23 protein-coding genes are annotated in these 22832 nt (G+C 52.6%); 12 read left to right on the top strand and 11 right to left on the bottom strand.

The genetic code is table 11. The features are described 5' to 3' along the window. Positions 1-22: 22 nt before the first annotated feature. The 4 genes from OGY68_RS11425 to yiiM form a co-directional block, all read right to left on the bottom strand. Entirely contained in the window at positions 23-1273 is a 1251-nt protein-coding gene (locus OGY68_RS11425) for an MFS transporter (RefSeq protein WP_095533158.1), read from the bottom strand. Positions 1274-1395: 122 nt separating this feature from the next. Further along, positions 1396-2349, bottom strand: a complete 954-nt coding sequence (locus tag OGY68_RS11420) for a sugar phosphate isomerase/epimerase family protein (protein ID WP_020996111.1) — start codon at positions 2347-2349, stop codon at positions 1396-1398. Positions 2350-2357: 8 nt separating this feature from the next. Further along, the gene (locus tag OGY68_RS11415; protein ID WP_057066669.1) at positions 2358-3062 is read right to left on the bottom strand and encodes a GntR family transcriptional regulator; all 705 of its coding nucleotides are present in this window, start codon (positions 3060-3062) and stop codon (positions 2358-2360) included. Positions 3063-3289: 227 nt separating this feature from the next. Continuing rightward, positions 3290-3964 carry a 6-hydroxyaminopurine reductase gene (yiiM, locus tag OGY68_RS11410; protein ID WP_057066667.1) on the bottom strand — a complete coding sequence of 225 codons (675 nt, stop codon included), beginning with the start codon at positions 3962-3964 and terminating at the stop codon, positions 3290-3292. A 152-nt stretch (positions 3965-4116) separates the two neighbouring features. Here yiiM and OGY68_RS11405 point away from each other — a divergent pair, with 152 nt between their 5' ends. Further along, positions 4117-5013 (top strand): dihydrodipicolinate synthase family protein, encoded by an 897-nt coding sequence (locus tag OGY68_RS11405; RefSeq protein ID WP_057066665.1) that lies wholly within the window; start codon positions 4117-4119, stop codon positions 5011-5013. A gap of 41 nt (positions 5014-5054) precedes the next feature. On the opposite strand, the gene kdgT is transcribed toward OGY68_RS11405, so the two are convergent. Then, the gene (kdgT, locus tag OGY68_RS11400; protein ID WP_020996114.1) at positions 5055-6038 is read right to left on the bottom strand and encodes a 2-keto-3-deoxygluconate transporter; all 984 of its coding nucleotides are present in this window, start codon (positions 6036-6038) and stop codon (positions 5055-5057) included. Positions 6039-6271: 233 nt separating this feature from the next. Continuing rightward, positions 6272-6892 (bottom strand): superoxide dismutase [Mn], encoded by a 621-nt coding sequence (sodA, locus tag OGY68_RS11395; protein WP_003825239.1) that lies wholly within the window; start codon positions 6890-6892, stop codon positions 6272-6274. Positions 6893-7181: 289 nt separating this feature from the next. Between sodA and rhaT the strand changes: the two genes are divergently transcribed. Next, positions 7182-8216 (top strand): L-rhamnose/proton symporter RhaT, encoded by a 1035-nt coding sequence (rhaT, locus tag OGY68_RS11390; protein ID WP_003825242.1) that lies wholly within the window; start codon positions 7182-7184, stop codon positions 8214-8216. Here rhaT and rhaR read toward each other — a convergent pair. Together rhaR and rhaS are read right to left on the bottom strand one after the other, a co-directional pair. Beyond that, positions 8213-9061, bottom strand: coding sequence for an HTH-type transcriptional activator RhaR (gene rhaR, locus OGY68_RS11385; protein ID WP_057066663.1), 849 nt, complete (start codon positions 9059-9061; stop codon positions 8213-8215). The genes rhaT and rhaR overlap by 4 nt on opposite strands. A gap of 147 nt (positions 9062-9208) precedes the next feature. Beyond that, complete coding sequence (rhaS, locus tag OGY68_RS11380; RefSeq protein WP_008787013.1) at positions 9209-10057, bottom strand: HTH-type transcriptional activator RhaS; 849 nt, start codon at positions 10055-10057, stop codon at positions 9209-9211. A 303-nt stretch (positions 10058-10360) separates the two neighbouring features. Between rhaS and rhaB the strand changes: the two genes are divergently transcribed. From rhaB to rhaM, 5 genes are all read left to right on the top strand, one after another. Beyond that, positions 10361-11830: a rhamnulokinase gene (gene rhaB / locus OGY68_RS11375; RefSeq protein ID WP_048237087.1), complete on the top strand. Its 1470-nt coding sequence runs from the start codon at positions 10361-10363 to the stop codon at positions 11828-11830. Beyond that, the gene (gene rhaA / locus OGY68_RS11370; RefSeq protein ID WP_048237088.1) at positions 11827-13086 is read left to right on the top strand and encodes an L-rhamnose isomerase; all 1260 of its coding nucleotides are present in this window, start codon (positions 11827-11829) and stop codon (positions 13084-13086) included. The genes rhaB and rhaA overlap by 4 nt, the downstream gene beginning before the upstream one ends. 143 nt (positions 13087-13229) lie before the next feature. Further along, on the top strand, positions 13230-14057 hold the full coding sequence (rhaD, locus tag OGY68_RS11365; RefSeq protein WP_057066661.1) for a rhamnulose-1-phosphate aldolase: 828 nt from the start codon (positions 13230-13232) through the stop codon (positions 14055-14057). Positions 14058-14131: 74 nt separating this feature from the next. Next, entirely contained in the window at positions 14132-15280 is a 1149-nt protein-coding gene (fucO, locus tag OGY68_RS11360; protein WP_020996115.1) for a lactaldehyde reductase, read from the top strand. After that, entirely contained in the window at positions 15277-15591 is a 315-nt protein-coding gene (gene rhaM, locus OGY68_RS11355) for an L-rhamnose mutarotase (RefSeq protein WP_008787008.1), read from the top strand. The genes fucO and rhaM overlap by 4 nt, the downstream gene beginning before the upstream one ends. A gap of 83 nt (positions 15592-15674) precedes the next feature. On the opposite strand, the gene OGY68_RS11350 is transcribed toward rhaM, so the two are convergent. After that, a complete protein-coding gene (locus OGY68_RS11350) occupies positions 15675-16223 on the bottom strand; it encodes a helix-turn-helix domain-containing protein (protein ID WP_003825255.1) in 549 nt (182 codons plus the stop codon). 101 nt (positions 16224-16324) lie between these two features. Here OGY68_RS11350 and OGY68_RS11345 point away from each other — a divergent pair, with 101 nt between their 5' ends. Both OGY68_RS11345 and OGY68_RS11340 read left to right on the top strand, forming a co-directional pair. Beyond that, a complete protein-coding gene (locus OGY68_RS11345) occupies positions 16325-16984 on the top strand; it encodes an AzlC family ABC transporter permease (RefSeq protein ID WP_003825259.1) in 660 nt (219 codons plus the stop codon). Beyond that, complete coding sequence (locus OGY68_RS11340) at positions 16984-17307, top strand: AzlD domain-containing protein (protein WP_003825260.1); 324 nt, start codon at positions 16984-16986, stop codon at positions 17305-17307. Before OGY68_RS11345 ends, OGY68_RS11340 begins: the two co-directional genes overlap by 1 nt. Before the next feature lie 42 nt (positions 17308-17349). Here the strand turns inward: OGY68_RS11340 and OGY68_RS11335 are convergent, their stop codons facing one another. After that, on the bottom strand, positions 17350-17562 hold the full coding sequence (locus OGY68_RS11335) for a YdgH/BhsA/McbA family protein (protein ID WP_003825262.1): 213 nt from the start codon (positions 17560-17562) through the stop codon (positions 17350-17352). Between the two features lie 129 nt (positions 17563-17691). Between OGY68_RS11335 and OGY68_RS11330 the strand changes: the two genes are divergently transcribed. Together OGY68_RS11330 and OGY68_RS11325 are read left to right on the top strand one after the other, a co-directional pair. Next, positions 17692-18213, top strand: coding sequence for a Crp/Fnr family transcriptional regulator (locus tag OGY68_RS11330; RefSeq protein WP_057066659.1), 522 nt, complete (start codon positions 17692-17694; stop codon positions 18211-18213). A gap of 58 nt (positions 18214-18271) precedes the next feature. Then, positions 18272-18778 carry a YgjV family protein gene (locus OGY68_RS11325; protein WP_048237092.1) on the top strand — a complete coding sequence of 169 codons (507 nt, stop codon included), beginning with the start codon at positions 18272-18274 and terminating at the stop codon, positions 18776-18778. Here OGY68_RS11325 and fdhD read toward each other — a convergent pair. Continuing rightward, positions 18745-19581 carry a formate dehydrogenase accessory sulfurtransferase FdhD gene (gene fdhD / locus OGY68_RS11320; RefSeq protein WP_057066657.1) on the bottom strand — a complete coding sequence of 279 codons (837 nt, stop codon included), beginning with the start codon at positions 19579-19581 and terminating at the stop codon, positions 18745-18747. The genes OGY68_RS11325 and fdhD overlap by 34 nt on opposite strands. Before the next feature lie 194 nt (positions 19582-19775). Between fdhD and fdnG the strand changes: the two genes are divergently transcribed. Further along, complete coding sequence (gene fdnG, locus OGY68_RS11315) at positions 19776-22826, top strand: formate dehydrogenase-N subunit alpha (protein WP_100247862.1); 3051 nt, start codon at positions 19776-19778, stop codon at positions 22824-22826. Positions 22827-22832: the final 6 nt, after the last annotated feature.

Here is a 22832-nt window from a genome sequence, read left to right as displayed (position 1 = left end):
GATTACCGGGGAAGCATTTACGTTATGCCGCCGCAGCCGCAGCCGCTAGCTTTTGCTTTTTAATTCGCTTCACCAGAATGGTCGAGCAGATAAAGCCCATTAAGCTGAACGCAATCATCACGCTAAAGACATAGTTGTAGCCAGTGATGCCGCTATTGGTATCCAGCAAATAGCCGTACAACGTGTACGCAAACATCGCTGGCATATAACCGATGATGCAACCAAATGCCATTGCCGAGCCCGCATACTCACGTGGGGTACCGATCTCATCCATCGGCGCGAAGAAAATGGCGCGCTGTGAGAAGATAATCGCTCCGAATCCTAATGTCGCCGCCATACCGATATACACGTTCATTGTTTGATGCGGTAACTGCATGAACACAAGCATCGCCACAGCAGAGATCAGGAACGTCCACTTCAGATACACTGTCGGTGATTTAGCAACTTTATCTGCCAACATTCCGCCAATCGGCCCACCTACCATTTTTAACGCATACTGGTTGATGATGCCGTACGCACCGACGAGAGCTACCGGCAGCATATAGATATCTTTTAAGAACGGGATAAAGTAAGTCAGTCCACAGTACGCGGCATAAACGAAGAAAATACCTAAAGAAGCCAGCCAAACATTAGGGCAGGACAAAACATGTTTGATACCCTTTAACACTTCCATGTTGGCACTAGTTTTCTCGCCGCCTTTCACTTTGTCATCATCGACAATAAAGTACGTCACAATACCTGCCACAAGCGTAATTACCGTATAGAACAACAGGCCCGCCTGCATCCCCGCTTTACCTTCACCAAACTGGACGAAGACAAACAGAGCGCCAGATGCAACGATAACATCCACCACGCCACGTCCGGCTTCTAAAAAGCCGAACATGCGTCCTTGTTCTTCTTTCGTTCCCAGCAAACGAACGGCTTTCAGCAATACCGGCCAATAAACCACATCGGCAAAGAAAGCCATCGCGGCAAAGCAAATGAGATAACCAGTAAATGACGGTAGCGTTGCCAGATATAAGCCACATAACCCAACGCCAATCAGACCGAACGGTAATAATATTTTCTTGGAGTAACGATCTGCGATATAGAGAGAAAGAAAAAGTCCGGTTGTCTGAACAATCGTATAAACCGTAAAGCTCAACCCAATTTGCGTATTAGTTAAACCCCAGTCATTCTGCATTGGCACATAGAAAACATCTTTCATACTTGAAAGCTTGAATATCGTGCCGCCGCCTAAAATCAAAAAACAGAGCCTTGCCCATTTATTCATGAACATGATTAAACCCTCATTGCTTGTTGAGAGAAATATCTAAATTAAATTGTATAATTAATAAAGCCAGGGGATTACTTTCATAATCCTTTCCGCATTTAATAATATTTTAAGAAAACTAATTAATTGCCTATAAACTTGTCACATATATCACGAATGTATTTTATTTGGGCAAGAGCATGTTCTTTTTCCTGCGCCAGTCGCGCATCAATCATGTTGCTGTCAGGCAGCGGCGTATAACTTGCATCGCGCCATGGGATCCATGGATTATCACCCTCATCGTCGAAGCGAAATGCAGGGGCATAATATTCAACTTCTTCTTCCAGGCCAAAAGCATGTACTTGCGGTTTATCTTCACCTAAAAGTAATAATGCCTTAAGCATTTCTTCCATAGGTAAATCGCCGTGTCCTGAACGACAAGCCTCATGCCCCCAGCCTTTACCTTCTTTAATAATTTTTGCGTCTTTGATATGCACCTGAGTGATCAGAGGAGACATAACCTCTAACGCAGAAAGCGGCTGCTCATTGGCATTAATCATGTTGCCAAAATCAAACAGAATAGAGAGATTTTTCATCCCGCTATTGTTAACCAGCGTCACCAGCTCATGGCCTTGCAGATCTTCATGCTGTTCGATAGTAAAGCTTAGTCCGCAATCGTCATACTGAGACAGCCATGCAATATCATTGGCAATCTTCGCCATAACATCGTTGAGATGCCCTTCATAACGCGGGTAGAAACGCACTGAAGTTGCACCAGTAGCAACAGCAATACGGATGGCATCCGTCAATGTCGCCTTATCCGATGCGCTCGTTTCGATATGCACATCCAGATTATATTTTTTGGCCTTCTCTTTAAAATCGTGTAGCTGCTGATCGTTCAGTTTCTGCAGTGATTGGGACTCACCATCCTCAACATGTATTTTTACACCCTTCAATTTTTGCTGATGCGCAATATCCAGAAGATCCCCCGGCAGGACTCTCTCGTAGCGCATATTCAGATGAAAAGCATAAGCATGTAGGTACAGCGGTATATTTCTCGCGCGTTCCGCAAGAAGTTCTTGGTTACATTTTCCCATTATTTTTCTCATTCATCGCGAATAACAAGTTCCACTGATTCAAGTCTCCAGTATTCGAAATCAACCTGAACCACTTTTTTATCTCGGGTAGCCCGATGTTTTTCTACTAAAATTCCATACGTATTAGGCGCAACACCCAGCTCTTTGCAGGCCACTTCTGGCATATTGACCGGTTTAAAAACCATTTCTTTGATATTTAAAACATGGCCAAACGCATCTTCCCAGACGCTGGCAAAAGACTGATTGCCCAATTTATTAATGAATCCTGGCGCAACATCAGCATCAATATAGGATTCATGGTAAAACACTTTATGTGAATCAAGACCGCACCAGCCGGTAACTAAATAGCGGTCACCGGAGGAGAGAAAAACATCATCAACATGATGCGGAACTGTATCAATGGTTTCTTTGGTTAAATAATCCCAAAAAGGCTTACGTCCCTGAGCACAGGCTTCAGCATTGAAGCTGGAAAGTGATTTAGGGTTATAAATAAATCGCTTCGACGAAATAAACCAACCACTGCGGTTCTTACGGAAAATACGCGCATCGATCTCAAGCTCAATCAGAACCTGACGTAAGGTCATACGCTTTGCATCCAGCAGCTCACATAACTCCCTTTCCGAAGGCAATTTGGACCCCGCTGGTAAATTCTTCTCGTTTAACCAGCTTTCAAAGCGCTCCCTGAGCACATCAACATTGTTTTTCTTTTTCATTTCGCTCATCTGGTTTAAACCAATTTGAAGCTAAGATATTTGAGTGCAGGAAATACTCAAGTTTTTTTTCAACGCAGAGTTTCTTTTTGTGGACCAGGTATCAAGAATGGCTTTGAAGCAAACCGAGACCGTCAGGTTTTTGCCCGGTTTGGTACGCAGGGGATGAACCACGGGGGAGAGGTAAATCAGGTGTCGCCACCTGATTTAATTGCCAGATGAAGGTAGGTTTATTTTCCCCACAAACGGCGGGAATTGTCTTCGATCTTGCCGCTTAAACGGCGCTTTTGCATCGTTCTGGTCCAGCTTTTTGATAACCCGGCAGCCGACAGTAAACGATGATATTGCGAATCATCAAACGGCATATGCCAGGCGATAGCAATTGCCTCCTGTACGCTGACGTCGCTCACGCGTGACGCCAGGATCAACGGCGCGTCTGCTGACACCTGACCAGGCGCGATGACGCTGCACAGCCAGCCTGTCTTACCCGCATCCTGCATCTGGCTGGCCATATCGCTGATGCCAAAATGGAAATTCAGCTTAAAGCACGGCGAGCGCGGCTGCGTGACCTGAATCAGCGCCTCTCCCCACTGGAAAATGTCGCCAATATACACATTATCTTCAGTCAGCCCCTCAGTAGAGAGGTTCTCACCAAACGCGGGGGCGACAAATAGCTCCGCCTGCTCCGGAAACGCTTGTCTCCAGTGCTGATAGTGTTCACGCGGATAGTGACACAGCGCGCGATCCGGCCCGCCGTGAATTTTCGTTTCCGCCTGTTCATCCCCCGTCAGCCCCAGTTCGGTCAGCATCAGCTCACCGTCAATCTGGACTTTAGCAATCGCGCTAGGACGGCTTCCCGTGTAGTCCCGAACTTTGCCCGTAAAAACATCGACCGGATATCGCATCTGTTCCCTCTCCCGATAAATTTCCCCCATTACACCATATTTATTTTACCCCAGTCGCTCAAAATGAGAGCACGGTTCACATGAAACTTAGGGACACATGCTATCAATGTAATCTAGTTTTGAAACGTCATTTCAAATAAGGAGTCGACAACGTGACTGGTCAATCGCAATTTGCTGGCGTCTGGTGTCCTTCCATTACGCCAATGGACAATGATGGCAAGATCGATCTCAACGGTCTAAGCCTGCATCTCAAACGCCTTACCGAGGCCAAAATCGACGTGATTTTGCTGATGGGCAGCATCGGGGAATTTGCCTCCTTTACGCTCGAAGAAAGGCTGCTGCTGATCCGCGAGGCCCGCGCCATGAGCTCGCTAAAGATGGTCGCCAACGTCTCATCCACCTGCCAGAATGATGTTTTATTGATGGCGCAGGAAGCGTATCGCGCAGATTACGATGCCGTGATGATCCTGCCGCCCTACTACTACGGACAAACGGCGAAACAGCTGCTGAGCTACTTCCGTCAGTTGGGGCAGAAACTCAGCGGCAAATGGTTTGCTTATAACTTCCCGGCACGCACCGGCTGCGATTTAACCCCCGAACTGGTAGCCACCCTCGCCGCCGAGTTCCCGAATTTCGCTGGCATTAAAGACACCGTCGACTGCCAGTCCCATACCCGCAGTATGATTCAGACCACCCGCGCCGTGCGGGAGGATTTTGCCGTGCTGTCCGGCTATGACGAATACTACATTCCCAACCTGTTAGCAGGTGGCGCGGGGATAATTTCAGGGTTGAACAACGTCATGCCGGAACTGTTTGTCAGCGCGCGGGAAGCGTTTAAACAGGGCGACCTGGCAGCGCTTCGCGATATTCAGGACCAGATTGGCACCTACATGTCCATCTATGCTATCGGCGAAGATTTTGTCACCACCATCAAAACCGTGGTATCGCGTAAGTTTGGCTATTGTACCGGCGTGTCACGTAATGCCGGTGGAGAGTTGAACGAGAGTGAGTGTCGAACAATCGATGAGGTGTTTGTCGTCAAAGGGTAAATAATTAAGCCGGATGGTGCAGACCATCCGGCTTAAGAGACTTACTTCACGGTGCCACGAATATCAATTTCTGCCGCCCTTGCTTTGGCCCTTTTCGACCAGATAGACGTGATAATCGGCACCAGAATGGAGGTCACAATCACCGACGTGGCGACCAGGGAAGTTGCTGCCGGTGCCATCGGTTTAAATGCCGGAACCATTTCAGCAATCAGCACAGGCGTAGCAACCGCCGCCCCCGCAGAACTGGAAGCGGCAATCCCCGCCGTACCATCGCCACCACCAATCAGTTTATCGGCGATAATCAATGGAATACCAGTGATGATAATCACCGCCACGCCCAGCAGAATACCCAGCACGCCGGTCTGCGCAATCACGCTCAAATCAATGGTGTTACCTAATGCGAAGGCAAAGAACGGGATCAGCGTCTGCACCGCTTTGCTGAAGAACTCCCGCAGTTCAGGGTCCAGATTCCCCAGCGCAAAGCCAATCAGGAACGGCAATACCGCACCAACAAATACGTGTGGTTCAAACGACGCGATCCCGGCGGTTCCCAGAATCACCATGGTCATCAGCGGGCCAGACTCCAGCGACATCAGGACAAACGCCCCGGCCTCTTCTTTGGTGCCGTACTGCTGCATAATCGAGGCATACAGCCCGCCGTTGGTCATATCCATCGCGGCCACCAGCGCCAGCGTAGACAACCCAGCGAAGAATCCGACCTCTACACCATGTTCCGGCAGAATGCGTGAAGCAATCGCTGCAACCACCCACGCCACCAGAATCTTGGTGATGACTAACGTACCTGATTTACGCAGCACGGTGCCGGTGGCGCTTAGCTTGATCGACGCCCCCATGCAAAAGAACCAGACTGCCAGGATAGGCACCGTACCGGTGATCATACCGTTGGTAAAAGAGCCGAAATATTTGCCGGCGCCGGGGGAAAAGGTGTGACACAACGCGCCCAGGAAAAGCGGCACCAGCATCATACCGCCTGGGATTTTCTCTATCGTACGTTTGATCTGCATTTCCATCACCTGTAGACATAAAAATGGGGCAATTTTTATGGGCGATTGCATCTTGCTTTGAGATGCGCCCGTCTTGATGAAAAGAAGATAGACATTCATAGAGACTATAAAAGTGATCCCACTCGCATAATAAAACCTTGTTTCAATTTAAATGGATCATTGTTTTTATATTGAGTTTGATCACAAAAAAACCCCACAAGCATCGCTTGCAGGGCTTTGTTAAAGCGTAGAACTTATTTTTTTGCTGCGAAACGCGCGGCAGCTTCGTCCCAGTTCACGACGTTCCAGAACTCTTTGATGTAGTCCGGGCGACGGTTCTGGAATTTCAGGTAGTAAGCGTGTTCCCAAACGTCCAGGCCCACGATTGGGAAACCGGAAGCGCCAGAGATAGCTTCACCCATCAGCGGGGAATCCTGGTTGGCGGTGGAAACAACAGCCAGTTTGTCACCTTTCAGAACCAGCCACGCCCAGCCGGAGCCAAAGCGGGTTGCCGCTGCTTTTTCAAATTCAGCTTTGAAGTTGTCAACGGAGCCGAAGTCACGTTCGATAGCCGCTTTCAGGTCGCCCTGCAGCGTAGTACCGGTTTTCAGGCCTTTCCAGAACAGGCTGTGGTTAGCGTGACCGCCCGCGTTGTTACGCAGTACGGTTTTCTTGTCTGCTGGCAGTTGATCCAGTTTGGTGATCAACTCTTCAACGGACAGGCTGGCGAATTCAGGCAGGCTTTCCAGCGCAGCGTTGGCGTTATTTACGTAAGCCTGGTGGTGTTTGGTGTGGTGGATTTCCATCGTCTGCTTATCGAAGTGCGGTTCAAGGGCATCATAAGCGTACGGCAGGGATGGCAGTGTATAACTCATAATCATCTCCAGTATTGTCGGGCGGCCAGTGTTAACGCCGCGTAAGCAGTTGGGTCATTATAGTTAATTAAATGATATTGAAAATGATTATCAATGCCGTACTTTTTACAGGGTCTTAATGAATCAAACCCATTGTTAAAGATGTGAGCCGAATCACCCACTTAACGTGATGATTGCCAACATGCGCAAAAGGACGGCAATCGTTAAAAGGTTAACCACCTGCGTAATTTTTAAACTCGTTAGGTCGGAGGGGTCATTACCGACGATAAAAAATAACGAGGATTAAGTCATGAGTAACGCGATTACGATGGGTATCTTTTGGCATTTGATAGGGGCAGCCAGTGCCGCCTGTTTCTATGCCCCGTTCAAGCAAGTCAAACATTGGTCATGGGAAACGATGTGGTCGGTTGGCGGGATCGTCTCCTGGATAATCCTGCCGTGGACCATCAGCGCCATGTTACTTCCCGATTTCTGGGCCTACTTCAGCTCCTTCAGCCTCTCCACGCTGGCGCCGGTATTTCTGTTTGGTGCAATGTGGGGGATTGGCAATATCAACTATGGCCTGACCATGCGCTATCTCGGTATGTCGATGGGTATCGGGATTGCAATAGGTATTACGCTGATTGTCGGCACGCTGATGACCCCGATTATCAACGGCAATTTTGATGTACTGATCAATACCTCTGGTGGCCGCATGACGCTGCTTGGCGTACTGGTCGCGCTGATTGGAGTGGGCATTGTTACCCGTGCCGGTCAGTTAAAAGAACGAAAAATGGGCATCAAAGCGGAAGATTTCAACCTGAAAAAAGGTCTGGTTCTGGCCGTCATGTGCGGTATTTTCTCCGCCGGGATGTCCTTTGCGATGAACGCGGCGAAACCGATGCACGATGCCGCCGCCGCGTTGGGCGTCGATCCGCTGTATGTCGCCCTGCCTAGCTATGTGGTCATTATGGGCGGTGGCGCGCTTGTTAACCTGGGCTTCTGCTTCATTCGTCTGGCAAAAGTGAAGAACTTGTCGATAAAAGCCGACTTCTCGTTAGCCAAACCGCTGATTATCACCAACGTGCTGCTCTCTGCGCTTGGTGGCTTGATGTGGTATCTACAATTCTTCTTCTACGCCTGGGGCCACGCACGTATTCCGGCGCAGTATGACTATGTAAGCTGGATGCTGCACATGAGCTTCTATGTTTTGTGCGGCGGGATTGTCGGTCTGGTATTGAAAGAGTGGAAAAACGCGGGTCGTCGTCCGGTCAGCGTGTTAAGCCTCGGCTGCGTAGTGATCATTGTCGCGGCAAACATTGTCGGTCTGGGAATGGCCAGCTAAGCATGCTGAGTACTGAGATGACGCCACTGGCTCGGCGTCATCCCGGTTTCCCGCATAAATACCACCGAAAAGTAGTTACTGTCCTCAAAGCCGCAGCGCATGGAAATCTCGCTAATCATCAACCGACTATGTTTGAGCAGATACTGCGCATGGCAAACCCGCACCTGGCGGAGATACTGGTTGATGGTCATCCCGGTCTGGCTGCGAAACTGCTGGCGCAAAACGCGCTCGCTGCATTGTTCGCGCTCGCAAAACGTATCCAGTTCAAACGCATGCTCATGGCTACCGGCTAATGCGGTGATCAGTTTATCCAGCAGCGTTTCACTGGAGGTCGCCGGTAGCGTATCCGTGGCATAACGATGCCGCTTAAGGTGTGTCACCAGTTGCCCGAACAGCAGCTCAGCCATGGTAAAAGCCTGTGCATCACGTTGATTGCTTTCATGCTCAAGCTGGCTTATCACCTGTCGGACCTGGGTCATGCCAACGCTACCGAGTCGCCAGTGCGGCTGCCTCGGCGTACCGTCAAATCCGGGGATCGCCCCTTGCCAGTCAACATTCAGCGTCAACCGCTCCGGGCAGTAGATGATATTTTGCAACACCAGGTCGTTCACGGAGGTGTAGGAGTGTTTATCTTCGGCGCGAATGTAAAACAGATCGCCACGGGTTATCCGGTACGGGCGATCGTTAAGGACATGCAGACCATTACCGCGCCAGACCATGACCAGCTCGCAAAACTCGTGGGTATGCTCAGCAAAGACATCCTGCGGATAACGGTCAGCCACGGCCACAGCCTGCTGCTCATGCGCAAAGAAGTCTGATTTCAGAAGGACCAGATGATTCGCCATCACAATATTCCCTGTCGGATGGCGGCTACGCCTTATCCGACCTACAGATTACGTGACACGTAGGCCGGATAAGGCGTAGCCACCATCCGGCGTTAAGGGACATGATTATCTGAGATTCGGCGGTAAAAAACGTTGATAGCTTTCGCGTTACTGGAGGCGGCTTGCCACAACGAGATCGCGCCCCTGACGAATATCGCGTGGTGACCACTTGAACTCACGACGAAAAAGCGTCGAAAAGTGGTTACTGTCGCCGAATCCGCAGAGATAAGCGATGTCTGTCACGCTGTCATCACTGTGGCGAAGCAGATGCCGGGCCTTGATCAGCCGCAAGCGGTTAAGGTAGCGCTGCGGCGTCAATCCGGTTTGCTGTTTGAGCTGGCGATGCAGAGTGCGCAAAGAGAGGGAAAACTTCTCGGCCAGCGCCTCCCAACACACCTCGTCGGCAAAGTTATCTTCCAGCCACGCCATCAGGAGGTTAAGCCGCGCGTCGTTATCGGTCGCTGCTTCCATCAGGCTGCTTTTACGCAGCAGTACCAGCAACTGCATAAACAGGATCTCGCGATTTGCCGCCGTTGGTGTATCCATCCCCTCACCGAGCGCTTCCATCTGCCCCACCAGTTGTCGAACCTGCTGCAATACCCCCTGATTCACCCGCCAGTGGGAGGGATACTGCCCATTCTGTTCCTGAGGTAAAAGCTGATTCAGCCCAGCCAGAAATTGAAACGCATCCGGGGAGCGATACAACACATTGGTCAGGCACAGATTGTCAGTATGTTCATATAAATGCCGGTCATGATCGCGAACGAAACACACCGTACCGCCGCTGATTGTGTAAGGCTGCCCGTTGAACACATGGATCCCCGTTCCATGTTCGACCACCACAATTTCATGAAAATCATGATGATGCTCTGGAAACGCAGGTTGAGGAAGCCGCGGTTCAATAGCCACTGGCGCTTTACCTGTCGGAAAAAAATCCACGCAATGCAATACCGTCATGATGACATCCTTCCCGATCAAATGAACATGGCTGAATAGTAATTAAGGGTTATCACCCTCACCTTAAATTTTTGACGCCAAAGTGCGTAAACACGGTTAATTCTTCAAGAAATGGCGGGAAAGATCGGGAATTGCGGAAGGCGTCACATCCGCTAAAACAGGTCCTATTAATAGAAATTGTGAACAGCGTCACGTTCACCTTTGCCATGTTGCCAGCCGCTAATTGTGGCTGTCACTGTCAAGAAGGTACGCGTTATCTGGGGTTCTTAGACTGAGTGCAATAAAACTCAGAAGGACCTCGCTATGACTTTTCGCCATTGTGTCGCAGTCGATCTCGGCGCATCCAGTGGGCGCGTAATGCTGGCGCGTTACGACAGTGAACACCGCTCCCTGACGCTACGTGAAATCCACCGCTTCATGAACTGCCTGCAAAAAACAGACGGTTTTGACACCTGGGACATCGACAGCCTGGAAAACGATATTCGTCTTGGCCTGAAAAAAGTCTGCGATGAAGGCATTCGGATAGACAGCATCGGCATTGATACCTGGGGCGTGGATTACGTTCTGATCGATAACATCGGTCAACGTGTCGGTCTGCCGGTCTCTTACCGTGACAGCCGCACGACCGGCATTATGGCGCAGGCGATGGAGCAGCCGGGTAAAGGTGAAATTTACCGCCGTAGCGGCATTCAGTTTCTGCCCTTTAACACCCTGTATCAACTGCGTGCGCTGGTTGAACAGCAGCCAGAACTGCTCCCGCAGGTGGCCCACGCCCTGCTGATCCCCGACTACTTCAGCTTTCGCCTGACCGGCAAAATGAACTGGGAATACACCAACGCCACCACCACCCAGCTAGTCAATATCAATACCGACGACTGGGATGACACACTGCTGGCGTGGACCGGGGCAGACAAAGCCTGGTTTGGTCGCCCGACGCATCCAGGGAACGTGATCGGCCACTGGATTTGCCCACAGAAAAACCAAATTCCGGTTGTCGCCGTCGCCAGTCACGACACGGCCAGCGCGGTCATTGCTTCTCCGCTGGCCGACAAAAACAGCGCCTATCTCTCTTCCGGGACCTGGTCGCTGATGGGCTTTGAGAGCAGAACACCGTATACCAACGATGCGGCGCTGGCGGCAAATATCACCAATGAAGGCGGCGCGGAAGGACGCTACCGTGTCCTGAAAAATATTATGGGGCTGTGGCTGCTCCAGCGCGTATTAAAAGAGCGCCAGATTACCGACCTGCCAACGCTTATCAGCCAAACGCAAGCGCTGCCGGCCTGCCAGTTCCTGATAAACCCGAACGACGATCGCTTTATCAACCCCGACGATATGAGTGCAGAAATTCAGGCAGCATGCCGTGAATCAGGCCAACCCGTTCCCCTGCAAAACGCCGAACTGGCGCGCTGTATCTTCGACAGCCTGGCGTTGCTGTACGCCGACATCCTGCAAGAACTGGCACAACTGCGTGGTGCAGCATTTAGCCAACTGCACATTGTCGGTGGCGGCTGCCAGAACACCTTACTGAACCAGCTATGTGCGGATGCCTGCGGTATTCGCGTGATGTCCGGGCCGATTGAGGCTTCCACGCTCGGCAATATTGGCATCCAGCTGATGACGCTGGACGAGCTGAACAACGTCGATGATTTCCGTCAGGTGGTGCGCGCCAACTACGAACTGACCACCTTCATTCCCAATCCTGAAAGTGAAATTGCCCGCTACCAGGCGCAGTTTCAATCACTACGACAGACAAAGGAGCTTTGCGCATGACCACTCAACTTGAACAAGCCTGGGAACTGGCAAAACTGCGTTTCGCCGCGGTAGGCATTGATGTCGAGGCGGCCTTACGCCAGCTCGATCGTCTGCCGGTCTCCATGCACTGCTGGCAGGGCGATGATGTCGCCGGTTTCGAAAATCCGGAAGGCTCGCTCACTGGCGGTATTCAGGCTACCGGTAACTATCCGGGTAAAGCGCGTAACGCCACCGAACTGCGGGCCGATCTGGAGCAGGCGCTGAGCCTGATTCCTGGTCCAAAACGTCTGAATTTGCACGCGATCTATCTGGAATCTGATACGCCGGTTGCCCGCGACCAAATCAAACCTGAGCACTTTAAAAACTGGGTGGAGTGGGCGAAAGCGAACCAGTTAGGGCTGGATTTCAACCCATCCTGCTTCTCACACCCGCTGAGCGCCGACGGTTTCACGCTGGCGCACGCCGACGACACCATTCGCCAGTTTTGGATCGATCACTGCAAAGCCAGCCGTCGCGTCTCGGCGTATTTTGGCGAGCAGTTGGGTACACCATCGGTGATGAACATCTGGATCCCGGATGGCATGAAAGACATCACCGTTGACCGTTTAGCTCCGCGCCAGCGTCTGCTGGACGCACTGGACGAAGTGATCAGCGAGAAACTCGACCCGGCGCACCATATCGATGCCGTCGAAAGCAAGCTGTTTGGCATCGGTGCGGAAAGCTACACCGTGGGCTCTAACGAGTTCTACATGGGTTACGCCACCAGCCGCCAGACCGCACTGTGTCTGGATGCGGGCCACTTCCATCCGACTGAAGTGATCTCCGACAAAATTTCCGCCACCATGCTGTATGTACCACGCCTGCTGCTGCACGTCAGCCGTCCGGTGCGCTGGGACAGCGATCACGTGGTGCTGCTGGATGATGAAACTCAGGCGATTGCCAGCGAGATCGTTCGCCACAACCTGTTCGACCGCGTACACATTGGCCTCGACTTCTTCGACGCCTCCATTAACCGCATCGCCGCGTGGGTGATCGGCACCCGCAATATGAAAAAAGCCCTGCTGCGCGCGCTGTTAGAACCCACCGAGCAACTGCGTCAGCTCGAAGCCAGCGGCGACTACACCGCACGTCTGGCCCTGCTGGAAGAGCAAAAATCGCTGCCGTGGCAGGCCGTCTGGGAGATGTATTGCCAGCGCCACGACACGCCTGCGGGCAGCCAGTGGCTGGACAGCGTGCGCGCTTATGAAAAAGAGATTTTGAGCAAACGTAGCTAACCGTGACGCCAGGCTTGTAGGCCGGATAAGACGCCCCACGTCGCCATCCGGCAATAAATGAAACACGATTGCCGGATGGCGCTTCGCTTATCCGGCCTACGTAAGACCCGATAACGTTCGGGCAATAAACAGGAACACCGAACATGCAAAAAATTACGACTTCCTGGTTCGTCCAGGGGATGATCAAAGCCACTTCTGATGCGTGGCTGAAAGGCTGGGACGAGCGTAATGGCGGCAACCTGACGCTGCGTCTTGATGAAGCAGATATCGCGCCGTTTAGCGCCGATTTCCACGAAAAACCACGCTATATTGCGCTAAGTCAGCCGATGCCGCTGCTGGCAAACACACCGTTTATCGTCACCGGTTCCGGTAAGTTTTTCCGTAACGTCCAGCTCGATCCCGCGGCAAACTTGGGCGTGGTACAAGTAGACAGCGACGGTGCGGGCTACCACATCCTCTGGGGCCTGACCCACGAGGCCGTGCCGACCTCTGAACTGCCGGCTCACTTCCTCTCTCACTGCGAACGCATTAAAGCGACGAACGGTAAAGACCGCGTGATCATGCACTGCCATGCCACCAACCTGATCGCTCTGACCTACGTACTGGAAAACAACACAGCGCTGATTACCCGCAAGCTGTGGGAAGGCAGCACCGAGTGCCTGGTGGTGTTCCCGGATGGCGTTGGCATTCTGCCGTGGATGGTGCCGGGTACAGATGAAATTGGTCAGGCTACCGCCGAGGAAATGCAGAAACACTCGCTGGTACTTTGGCCGTTCCACGGCGTGTTCGGAAGCGGACCTACCCTCGACGAAGCGTTCGGTTTGATAGATACCGCAGAGAAATCCGCCGAAGTTCTGGTCAAAATCTTTTCGATGGGCGGTATGAAGCAGACCATCTCACGTGAAGAGCTGGTCGCTCTTGGCAAACGCTTTGGTGTTACGCCGCTGGCAAGCGCCATAGAGCTGTACTGATACCTCCCAACTCAACGCCGGATGCGGCTTCGCCTTATCCGGCCTACAGGATTTTATTATTAAGGAGAATAGTGATGAGCTTTATGTTGGCACTGCCAAAAATTAGCCTGCATGGCGCCGGCGCGATTGCCGATATGGTGAATCTCGTGGCGAATAAACAATGGGGCAAAGCGCTGATCGTCACCGATGGTCAACTGGTAAAACTGGGCCTGCTGGATAGCCTGTTTGCCGCGCTGGATAAACATCAAATGTCTTACCACCTGTTTGATGAAGTATTCCCGAACCCGACAGAAGAGCTGGTACAGAAAGGTTTTGCAGCCTATCAGAACGCAGAATGTGACTACATCATCGCCTTCGGTGGCGGCAGCCCGATCGATACCGCCAAAGCAGTAAAAATCCTGACAGCCAACCCTGGCCCTTCTACCGCTTACTCCGGCGTGGGCAAAGTGAAAAATGCTGGCGTCCCGCTGGTCGCCATCAACACTACCGCCGGTACGGCAGCAGAGATGACCAGCAACGCGGTCATTATCGACTCTGCCCGTAAGGTTAAAGAGGTGATCATCGACCCGAATATCATCCCGGATATCGCTGTGGATGATGCCAGCGTAATGCTGGAAATCCCGGCCTCCGTCACCGCCGCAACCGGTATGGACGCCCTGACCCACGCGGTGGAAGCCTATGTTTCCGTTGGTGCACATCCGCTCACCGACGCTAACGCACTGGAAGCGATTCGCCTGATCAACCTGTGGCTACCAAAAGCGGTCGACGACGGTCATAACCTCGAAGCTCGTGAGCAAATGGCGTTTGGTCAGTATCTGGCGGGGATGGCATTTAACAGCGCTGGTCTGGGTCTGGTGCATGCGCTGGCGCACCAGCCGGGCGCAACCCATAATCTGCCACACGGCGTCTGCAACGCCATCCTGCTGCCGGTAATCGAAAACTTTAACCGTCCGAACGCCGTGGCGCGCTTTGCCCGCGTGGCGCAGGCGATGGGCGTCGATACCCGTGACATGAGCGATGAAGCGGCAAGTATGGAGGCCATCAACGCGATTCGTGCACTCAGCAAGCGTGTCGGTATTCCTGCGGGCTTTAGTTCCCTTGGCGTGACGAAAGAGGATATTGAAGGCTGGCTGGATAAAGCGTTGGCCGATCCGTGTGCGCCATGCAACCCGCGCACCGCCAGCCGCGACGAGGTCCGTGAGCTGTATCTGGAGGCGTTATGATCCGCAAGGCCTTTGTGATGCAGGTGAATGCCGACGCGCACGTTGAATATCAACGTCGGCACAATCCCATCTGGCCAGAGCTGGAAGCGGTGCTGAAAGAGCACGGCGCCCATCACTACGCGATTTATCTCGATCAGGTGCGCAATCTGCTGTTCGCCACCGTTGAGATTGAGTCCGAAGAACGCTGGAATGCCGTTGCCAGCACCGACGTTTGCCAACGTTGGTGGAAGCATATGCGTGACGTAATGCCAGCAAACCCGGACAACAGCCCGGTTAGCGCAGAGCTAAAAGAAGTGTTTTATTTGCAGTAAGTTATATGCCCGGTGGCGCAAGCTTACCGGGCCTACGGTTTTATTTTTTGTAGGTCGGATAAGCGATAGCGCCATCCGGCAATTCAATTTTGCTCAGAAACCAGAATCGCCTGAGTGTCAGGCTCCAGCGCTTTAAAAATATGCGCCCGATCGGCGGGGTAACAAATATAGTCCCCCTCACCTAACTCCTCCGGCGCTTCCGTCAATCCTACCATCGCCTTACCCTGCGTCACGATGATGTGTTCAACCGATCCAGGTGGATGCGGCTGTGAAATACGATCCGCGCCCGGCTGTGTCAGCAGCAGATAGATATCCCGCCGCGCCCCCGGCGGGCAGGCGGCCAGTAAAATGGCCTGGTAGTGGGCCTGCTCAGCCACCACCTTTGTTCCTTCGCCGCGGCGAATCACCTGCGTTTTTTGTTCCTGCGGCTCCAGCAGGCGAGCAAAGGGAATATCCAACGCCACACACAGCGACCAGAGCGTTTCCAGGCTAGGATTGCCATTGCCCGCTTCCAATTGCGAGAGTGTCGATTTTGCAATCCCTGCGCGACGGGCAATCTCTGCCAATGACAAACCGGTGCGCTGACGTTCACGCACAAGGCTTTTCGCGATCATACTGATGGGCTGGGTCATTCACGACTCCATGTTCTTTATATCGAACGAATCGTTCGACTTGTAATATTGACTGGTCGCGTTCATTATAATGGAAATTCGTTCGATATGGCTAAAACGGTATGAAACATTATTTTTCCAGTCTCAAAGGCGACACGATAAAAGCAATTTTTTTAGTCTGTCTGGCCGTCGGCGTAGTCGGCATGTCATACGGCTCGCTGGCGATGGCCTACGGCTTCCCGCTGTGGGTACCGTTTGTGCTTTCGATTACGGTACTGGCGGGTGCGTCCGAGTTTATGTTTATCGGTATCGTCGCCAGCGGCGGTAACCCACTGGCGGCAGCGGCTGCCGGTTTACTGGTCAACGCCCGACACGTGCCGTTTGGCGTCACGGTGCGCGATCTGGTGGGCTCCCGGGCTGCGAGTTTCCTCGGCTGTCATATCATGAACGACGAAAGCGTAGTCTTTGGCCTGTCGCAAAAAACGCCCGAACAACGTAAAGCCGCCTTCTGGCTGTGCGGTCTGGGCGTCGCGATTTTCTGGCCTGTTGGCACACTGATCGGCGCGGGCGTAGGCAAACTGCTCCCCGCCCCGGAAACCATCGGTCTGGATGCCGTCTTCCCTGCAATTTTATTAGCCTTAGTGGTCCCGGCCTTTAAAAACCGCACCACGCTGATTCGCGCCTGTAGCGGTGCCGGGTTGTCGCTTGCCGCCATCCCCTTTGCGCCGGTCGGTTTACCTGTTTTGCTCTCACTGTTTGGCTTACTGACGAGGAAAAAATAATGGGCAACATGACGCTGTTTATCGTCGGTATCGCCATGTTATCTCTGGGAACGTATTTAATGCGTTTAGGAGGAGCGAAGCTTGGGAGTCGATTAGCGTTCTCGGAACGCTCGCAGGCGCTGCTTTCCGACGCCGCAACGGTATTACTGTTCTCCGTTGCGCTGGCGACCACCTTTTACGAAGGTGAACACTTCGCTGGCATGGCGCGCGTGCTGGGCGTGGCTTTTGCGGTATTTCTCGCCTGGCGCAAGATGCCGCTAATCGTGGTGATCGTCGCTGCCGCAGTGGTGACCGCATTGCTGCGAATGGCGGGTATAAACTAAAAAAGCGCCTCAAGGGCGCTCTTTCGACAGTACTAAGGTATCTTATTTCAGCAGTTCGGCGGTCATGTGCACGCGGTTACCGGTGTATGCCTGAGTGATTTTGTAATCGCTGGCGCCCGCACGTTCAGCCTGAGCGGCGATTTTTGCTTCAGCGCTTTCCAGCGTAGAACCGGTTGCGGTCACTGTCTGAGCAGCGAAAGAACCGAAAGAAGTAGCCAGAGCGATAACTGCGACAAAAGTTTTGATGCTTTTCATGATATAAACCCTTTAACTTAGTTGTTTGTTTAAGGCACCGTGCCTTGATGTGATAAATAATAGGCTGATATCCGAACAACTGAAAGCGGAAGGATTTGCCAGTCTTATTCAAATTATTTGAGAGATAAGATGTTACGTAATCAGGAATCACAATGGCTTGCTGGCAGCCGTAGAAAAACGCAACTGGCGGGTAATTGGTTACTTCGTCAGGGTGAACCACAAAGTAAAATTCATCTTTTACATCATGGTGTGGCTCGTGCGGTTTATCACGCGGACAACGGCGTTGAAAGGGTTAAAGAGTTCTACTTTGCCGGGGAATACTGCTTTCTGTACCTGAACTGGCTAACTAACACACCTGCCGATTACAGCCTGCAAATGATAACCGCGGGAGAAACCACTGAAATACCCTTGGCTTTGCTTGATGCGCCGGAAAATCAGGATATTAAGACTCAGCTACTGGTCCAGCAATTGATCTACAAAGAGAAAAAAGAGCAAATGCTGCTGCTCAATACCCCAGAGCAACGCTATCAGTACGTACAAACACACTTCCCGGACTGGGAGTCACAGCTCACCCAGCGCGATCTTGCCAGCTATATCGGCATTACCCCCGTTAGCCTGTCCCGTATTCGCCAGCGTCTTAACAAAGGTTAACGCCTTACGGTGATGCGTCGATTATTGTCCCGTCACTCTTTAATAGATGGCGACCACAATGAACGCATTTCTTCTTTCTCAGATGCTGGCTGGCATCAGCTTCTTACTGGATATTTCCGCTTTTCATTTTCAACGCCGGGCTATCACTTTAACGCTGCTCACCAGCTCTACTTCTCTGTTAGCTATCCATTTCTATCTTTTGGATCAACACGCTGCGGCTGGGTTAATGATCATTGCCGCATGCCGCTACGCGACAGCCATCGTCACGTTTCACCGCTGGGTGATGTGGGGATTTATGCTGGGGTCGCTGCTGTGTAGCATTTATCTTTGGCAAAATCTGTCGAGTATTTTGCCGCTGATGGGAAGCCTGCTGATGACCTTTGCGTCATTTCAAAAACGCAGCGGAAAATTACGGGGATACACCTTGTGTGGCAGCCTGTGTTGGCTGCTGAACAATGTGATTGTTGGCTCGCCAGTTGCCGTAATCATGGAACTGGCATTTTCCGGCAGTATTCTGGCCGCCTGGTGGCGTCACTGCGCGACCAGACGTTGCGGATGCGTATAGATCGTCGCCCTGCCCGGTTTGCAAAAACCCACCAGCGTCAGGTTACAACGTTCTGCAACTTCCACGGCGAGCGTTGTCGCCGCAGAAACAGCAAACAGGACCTCCACACCGCACATCGCCGACTTCTGCACCATCTCATAACTGGCGCGGCTGGAGACTAATACCGCGCCCTGTTGCCAGGTTTCCCCTTCGATTGCACGTCGTCCCAGCAGTTTATCCAACGCAACATGACGTCCAACATCTTCATGCCCGCCCGCCAGATGACCTGACGGCTGTATCCAGGCAGCCGCGTGCGTGCAGCCTGTCAGTTGCCCCACGGGTTGAAAATCGTTGAGATGTCGTAAAGCGTTATCAAGATTCGCCAGATCGAATGTCTGGGTAAACGGCAGCGGCTGGACCGGCTTGCCAATGTCATTGAGCTGCTCCACGCCACAAACGCCGCAACCGGTGCGACCGGCCAGCGCGCGACGACGCTCCTTCAGCCCCATAAAGCGACGGCTGGACAGTTCAACCTGCACTTCCAATCCGTTGCAGGAAGGCACTACGTCCATTCCGTAGATATCCTGCGGGGACTCAATAATGCCTTCAGAAAGTGAAAAACCCACCGCGAAGTGCTCAAGATCTTTCGGTGATGCCATCATCACCACGTGCGAAATCCCGTTGTATACCAGCGCAACAGGCACTTCTTCAGCTACCTCATCAGGCTGAGGATGTTGCAAATCCTCGCGCTTCCAGAGGGTCAACTGGCGCGATCCTGTCGAAGATGTCACATTCTTGATGTTTTCTTGAATAATCTTATTCACTTTCTTTTAACCATATTGGAACACGCATACCAACATTGTGGTATTCTTTACAAATCCCTCCTGGACGGAGGGAAATTCACCCAATTCTGGACCTTTGCGGTCCCGTCCGCAAAGAAAAATAACAACCACTTCCCTCGCGTTCGCGTTACAGAAAAGCGAAGGGAACGTGACAATGTCGAAACAAGGAGCGAACCATGCAGGTCAGCAGAAGGCAGTTCTTTAAGATCTGCGCTGGCGGTATGGCAGGCACCACGGCAGCGGCACTGGGCTTTGCACCCGGCGTAGCGCTCGCGGAAACACGGCAATATAAACTGCTGCGCACCCGCGAAACCCGTAACACCTGCACTTACTGTTCCGTTGGCTGTGGACTGTTAATGTACAGCCTCGGTGACGGCGCAAAAAACGCCAAAGCATCCATCTTCCATATCGAAGGGGACCCGGATCACCCGGTGAACCGTGGCGCGCTGTGCCCGAAAGGGGCAGGACTTGTGGACTTCATCCACTCCGAAAGCCGCCTGAAATTCCCGGAATATCGCGCACCAGGCTCAGATAAGTGGCAACAGATTAGCTGGGATGAGGCATTTGACCGCATCGCTAAGCTGATGAAAGAAGACCGCGACGCTAACTACGTTGCACAAAACGCTGAAGGCGTAACCGTTAACCGCTGGCTTTCCACCGGAATGCTGTGTGCTTCCGCTTCCAGTAACGAAACCGGCTATTTAACGCAAAAATTCTCCCGCGCGCTCGGTATGCTCGCGGTCGACAACCAGGCACGCGTCTGACACGGACCAACGGTAGCAAGTCTTGCTCCAACATTTGGTCGCGGTGCGATGACCAACCACTGGGTCGACATTAAAAACGCCAACCTCGTCGTGGTGATGGGCGGTAACGCCGCTGAAGCTCACCCGGTCGGATTCCGCTGGGCGATGGAAGCCAAAATTCACAACGGCGCGAAGCTGATTGTTATCGATCCACGCTTTACGCGAACCGCTGCGGTGGCTGATTTCTATGCGCCAATTCGTTCCGGTACTGACATTGCTTTCCTGTCAGGCGTTTTGCTGTACCTGCTGAACAACGAAAAATTCAACCGCGAATACACTGAGGCCTATACCAACGCCAGCCTGATCGTGCGTGAGGATTACGGTTTCGAAGATGGCCTGTTCACCGGCTACGACGCGGACAAACGCAAGTATGACAAAACCAGTTGGAACTACGAGCTGGATGAAAAAGGCTTCGCCAAACGCGACGTCACACTGCAACATCCGCGCTGCGTGTGGAACCTGCTGAAACAGCACGTCTCCCGCTACACGCCGGACGTCGTAGAAAACATCTGCGGTACGCCAAAGGCCGACTTCCTGAAGGTCTGTGAGTACATCGCAGAAACCAGCGCCAAAGATAAAACCGCGTCGTTCCTGTACGCCCTGGGCTGGACGCAACACTCCGTGGGTGCACAGAACATCCGTACCATGGCGATGATCCAGTTGCTGCTTGGCAACATGGGGATGGCTGGCGGCGGTGTTAACGCCCTGCGCGGTCACTCCAACATTCAGGGCCTGACCGACTTAGGCCTGCTGTCACAAAGCCTGCCAGGCTATATGACGCTGCCAAGCGAGAAACAGACTGACCTGCAAACCTACCTTGCCGCCAACACGCCAAAACCGTTGCTGGAAGGTCAGGTGAACTACTGGGGCAACTACCCGAAATTCTTCGTTTCGATGATGAAAGCCTTCTTTGGCGATAAAGCGACAGCGGAAAACAGCTGGGGCTTCGACTGGCTGCCGAAGTGGGATAAAGGGTACGACGTCCTGCAGTACTTCGAGATGATGAATCAGGGCAAAGTGAATGGCTATATCTGCCAGGGCTTTAACCCGGTCGCGTCATTCCCGAACAAAAACAAAGTTGTGGCTTCACTGTCCAAACTGAAGTTCCTGGTCACTATCGACCCGCTCAACACCGAGACCTCCACCTTCTGGCAGAACCACGGTGAGTCAAACGATGTTGATCCGTCGAAAATCCAGACCGAGGTATTCCGTCTGCCGTCCACCTGCTTCGCTGAAGAGAACGGTTCTATCGTTAACTCCGGTCGCTGGCTGCAGTGGCACTGGAAAGGCGCGGATGCCCCGGGGATTGCCGTTACCGATGGCGAAATCCTCGCCGGTATCTTCCTGCGTCTGCGCAAGATGTATGCCGAGCAAGGTGGCGCGAACCCGGAACAGGTGCTGAGCATGACCTGGAACTACTCCACCCCGCACGAACCAGCTTCGGAAGAAGTGGCGATGGAGAGCAACGGTAAAGCGCTGGCCGACATTACCGACCCGGCAACCGGTGCGGTTATCGTCAAGAAAGGCCAACAGCTTAGCTCGTTCGCCCAACTGCGTGACGATGGCACGACCTCCAGCGGCTGCTGGATTTTTGCCGGTAGCTGGACGCCGGAAGGCAACCAGATGGCACGTCGCGATAACGCCGACCCGTCAGGCCTTGGTAATACGCTGGGCTGGGCCTGGGCATGGCCGCTTAACCGACGCATTCTGTATAACCGCGCCTCCGCTGATCCGCAGGGGAATCCGTGGGATCCAAAACGTCAGATCCTGAAATGGGATGGGGCGAAGTGGAGCGGGATGGATATTCCGGACTACAGTGCCGCCGCACCTGGCAGCAACGTAGGGCCGTTCATCATGCAGCCGGAAGGGATGGGACGCCTGTTTGCTATCGATAAGATGGCGGAAGGTCCGTTCCCGGAACACTACGAGCCGTTTGAAACACCGCTGGGGACTAACCCGCTGCACCCGAACGTTATCTCTAACCCTGCCGCACGCATCTTTAAAGGTGACGAAGAAGCACTGGGTAAAGCAGATAAGTTCCCGTACGTCGGTACAACCTACCGTCTGACCGAGCACTTCCACTACTGGACCAAGCATGCGCTGCTGAATGCCATCGCTCAGCCGGAACAGTTTGTGGAAATTGGCGAGAAGCTGGCGAATAAGCTCGGTATCTCCCACGGCGATACCGTCAAAGTCTCCTCTAATCGCGGCTACATTAAGGCCAAGGCTGTGGTGACCAAACGTATTCGCACGCTGAAGGCTAACGGTAAGGATATCGACACAATCGGTATTCCGATTCACTGGGGCTACGAAGGTGTGGCGAAAAAAGGCTTTATCGCTAACACGTTAACGCCATTCGTCGGTGATGCGAACACGCAGACGCCGGAATTTAAGTCCTTCCTCGTGAACGTGGAAAAGGTGTAACGGAGA

The organism is Citrobacter sp. Cpo065, assembly GCF_030332805.1.
Lineage (GTDB): Bacteria > Pseudomonadota > Gammaproteobacteria > Enterobacterales > Enterobacteriaceae > Citrobacter > Citrobacter portucalensis.
The sequence above is the reverse complement of the archived record's forward strand: the minus strand, read 5'-3'. Positions and strand labels throughout refer to the sequence as shown.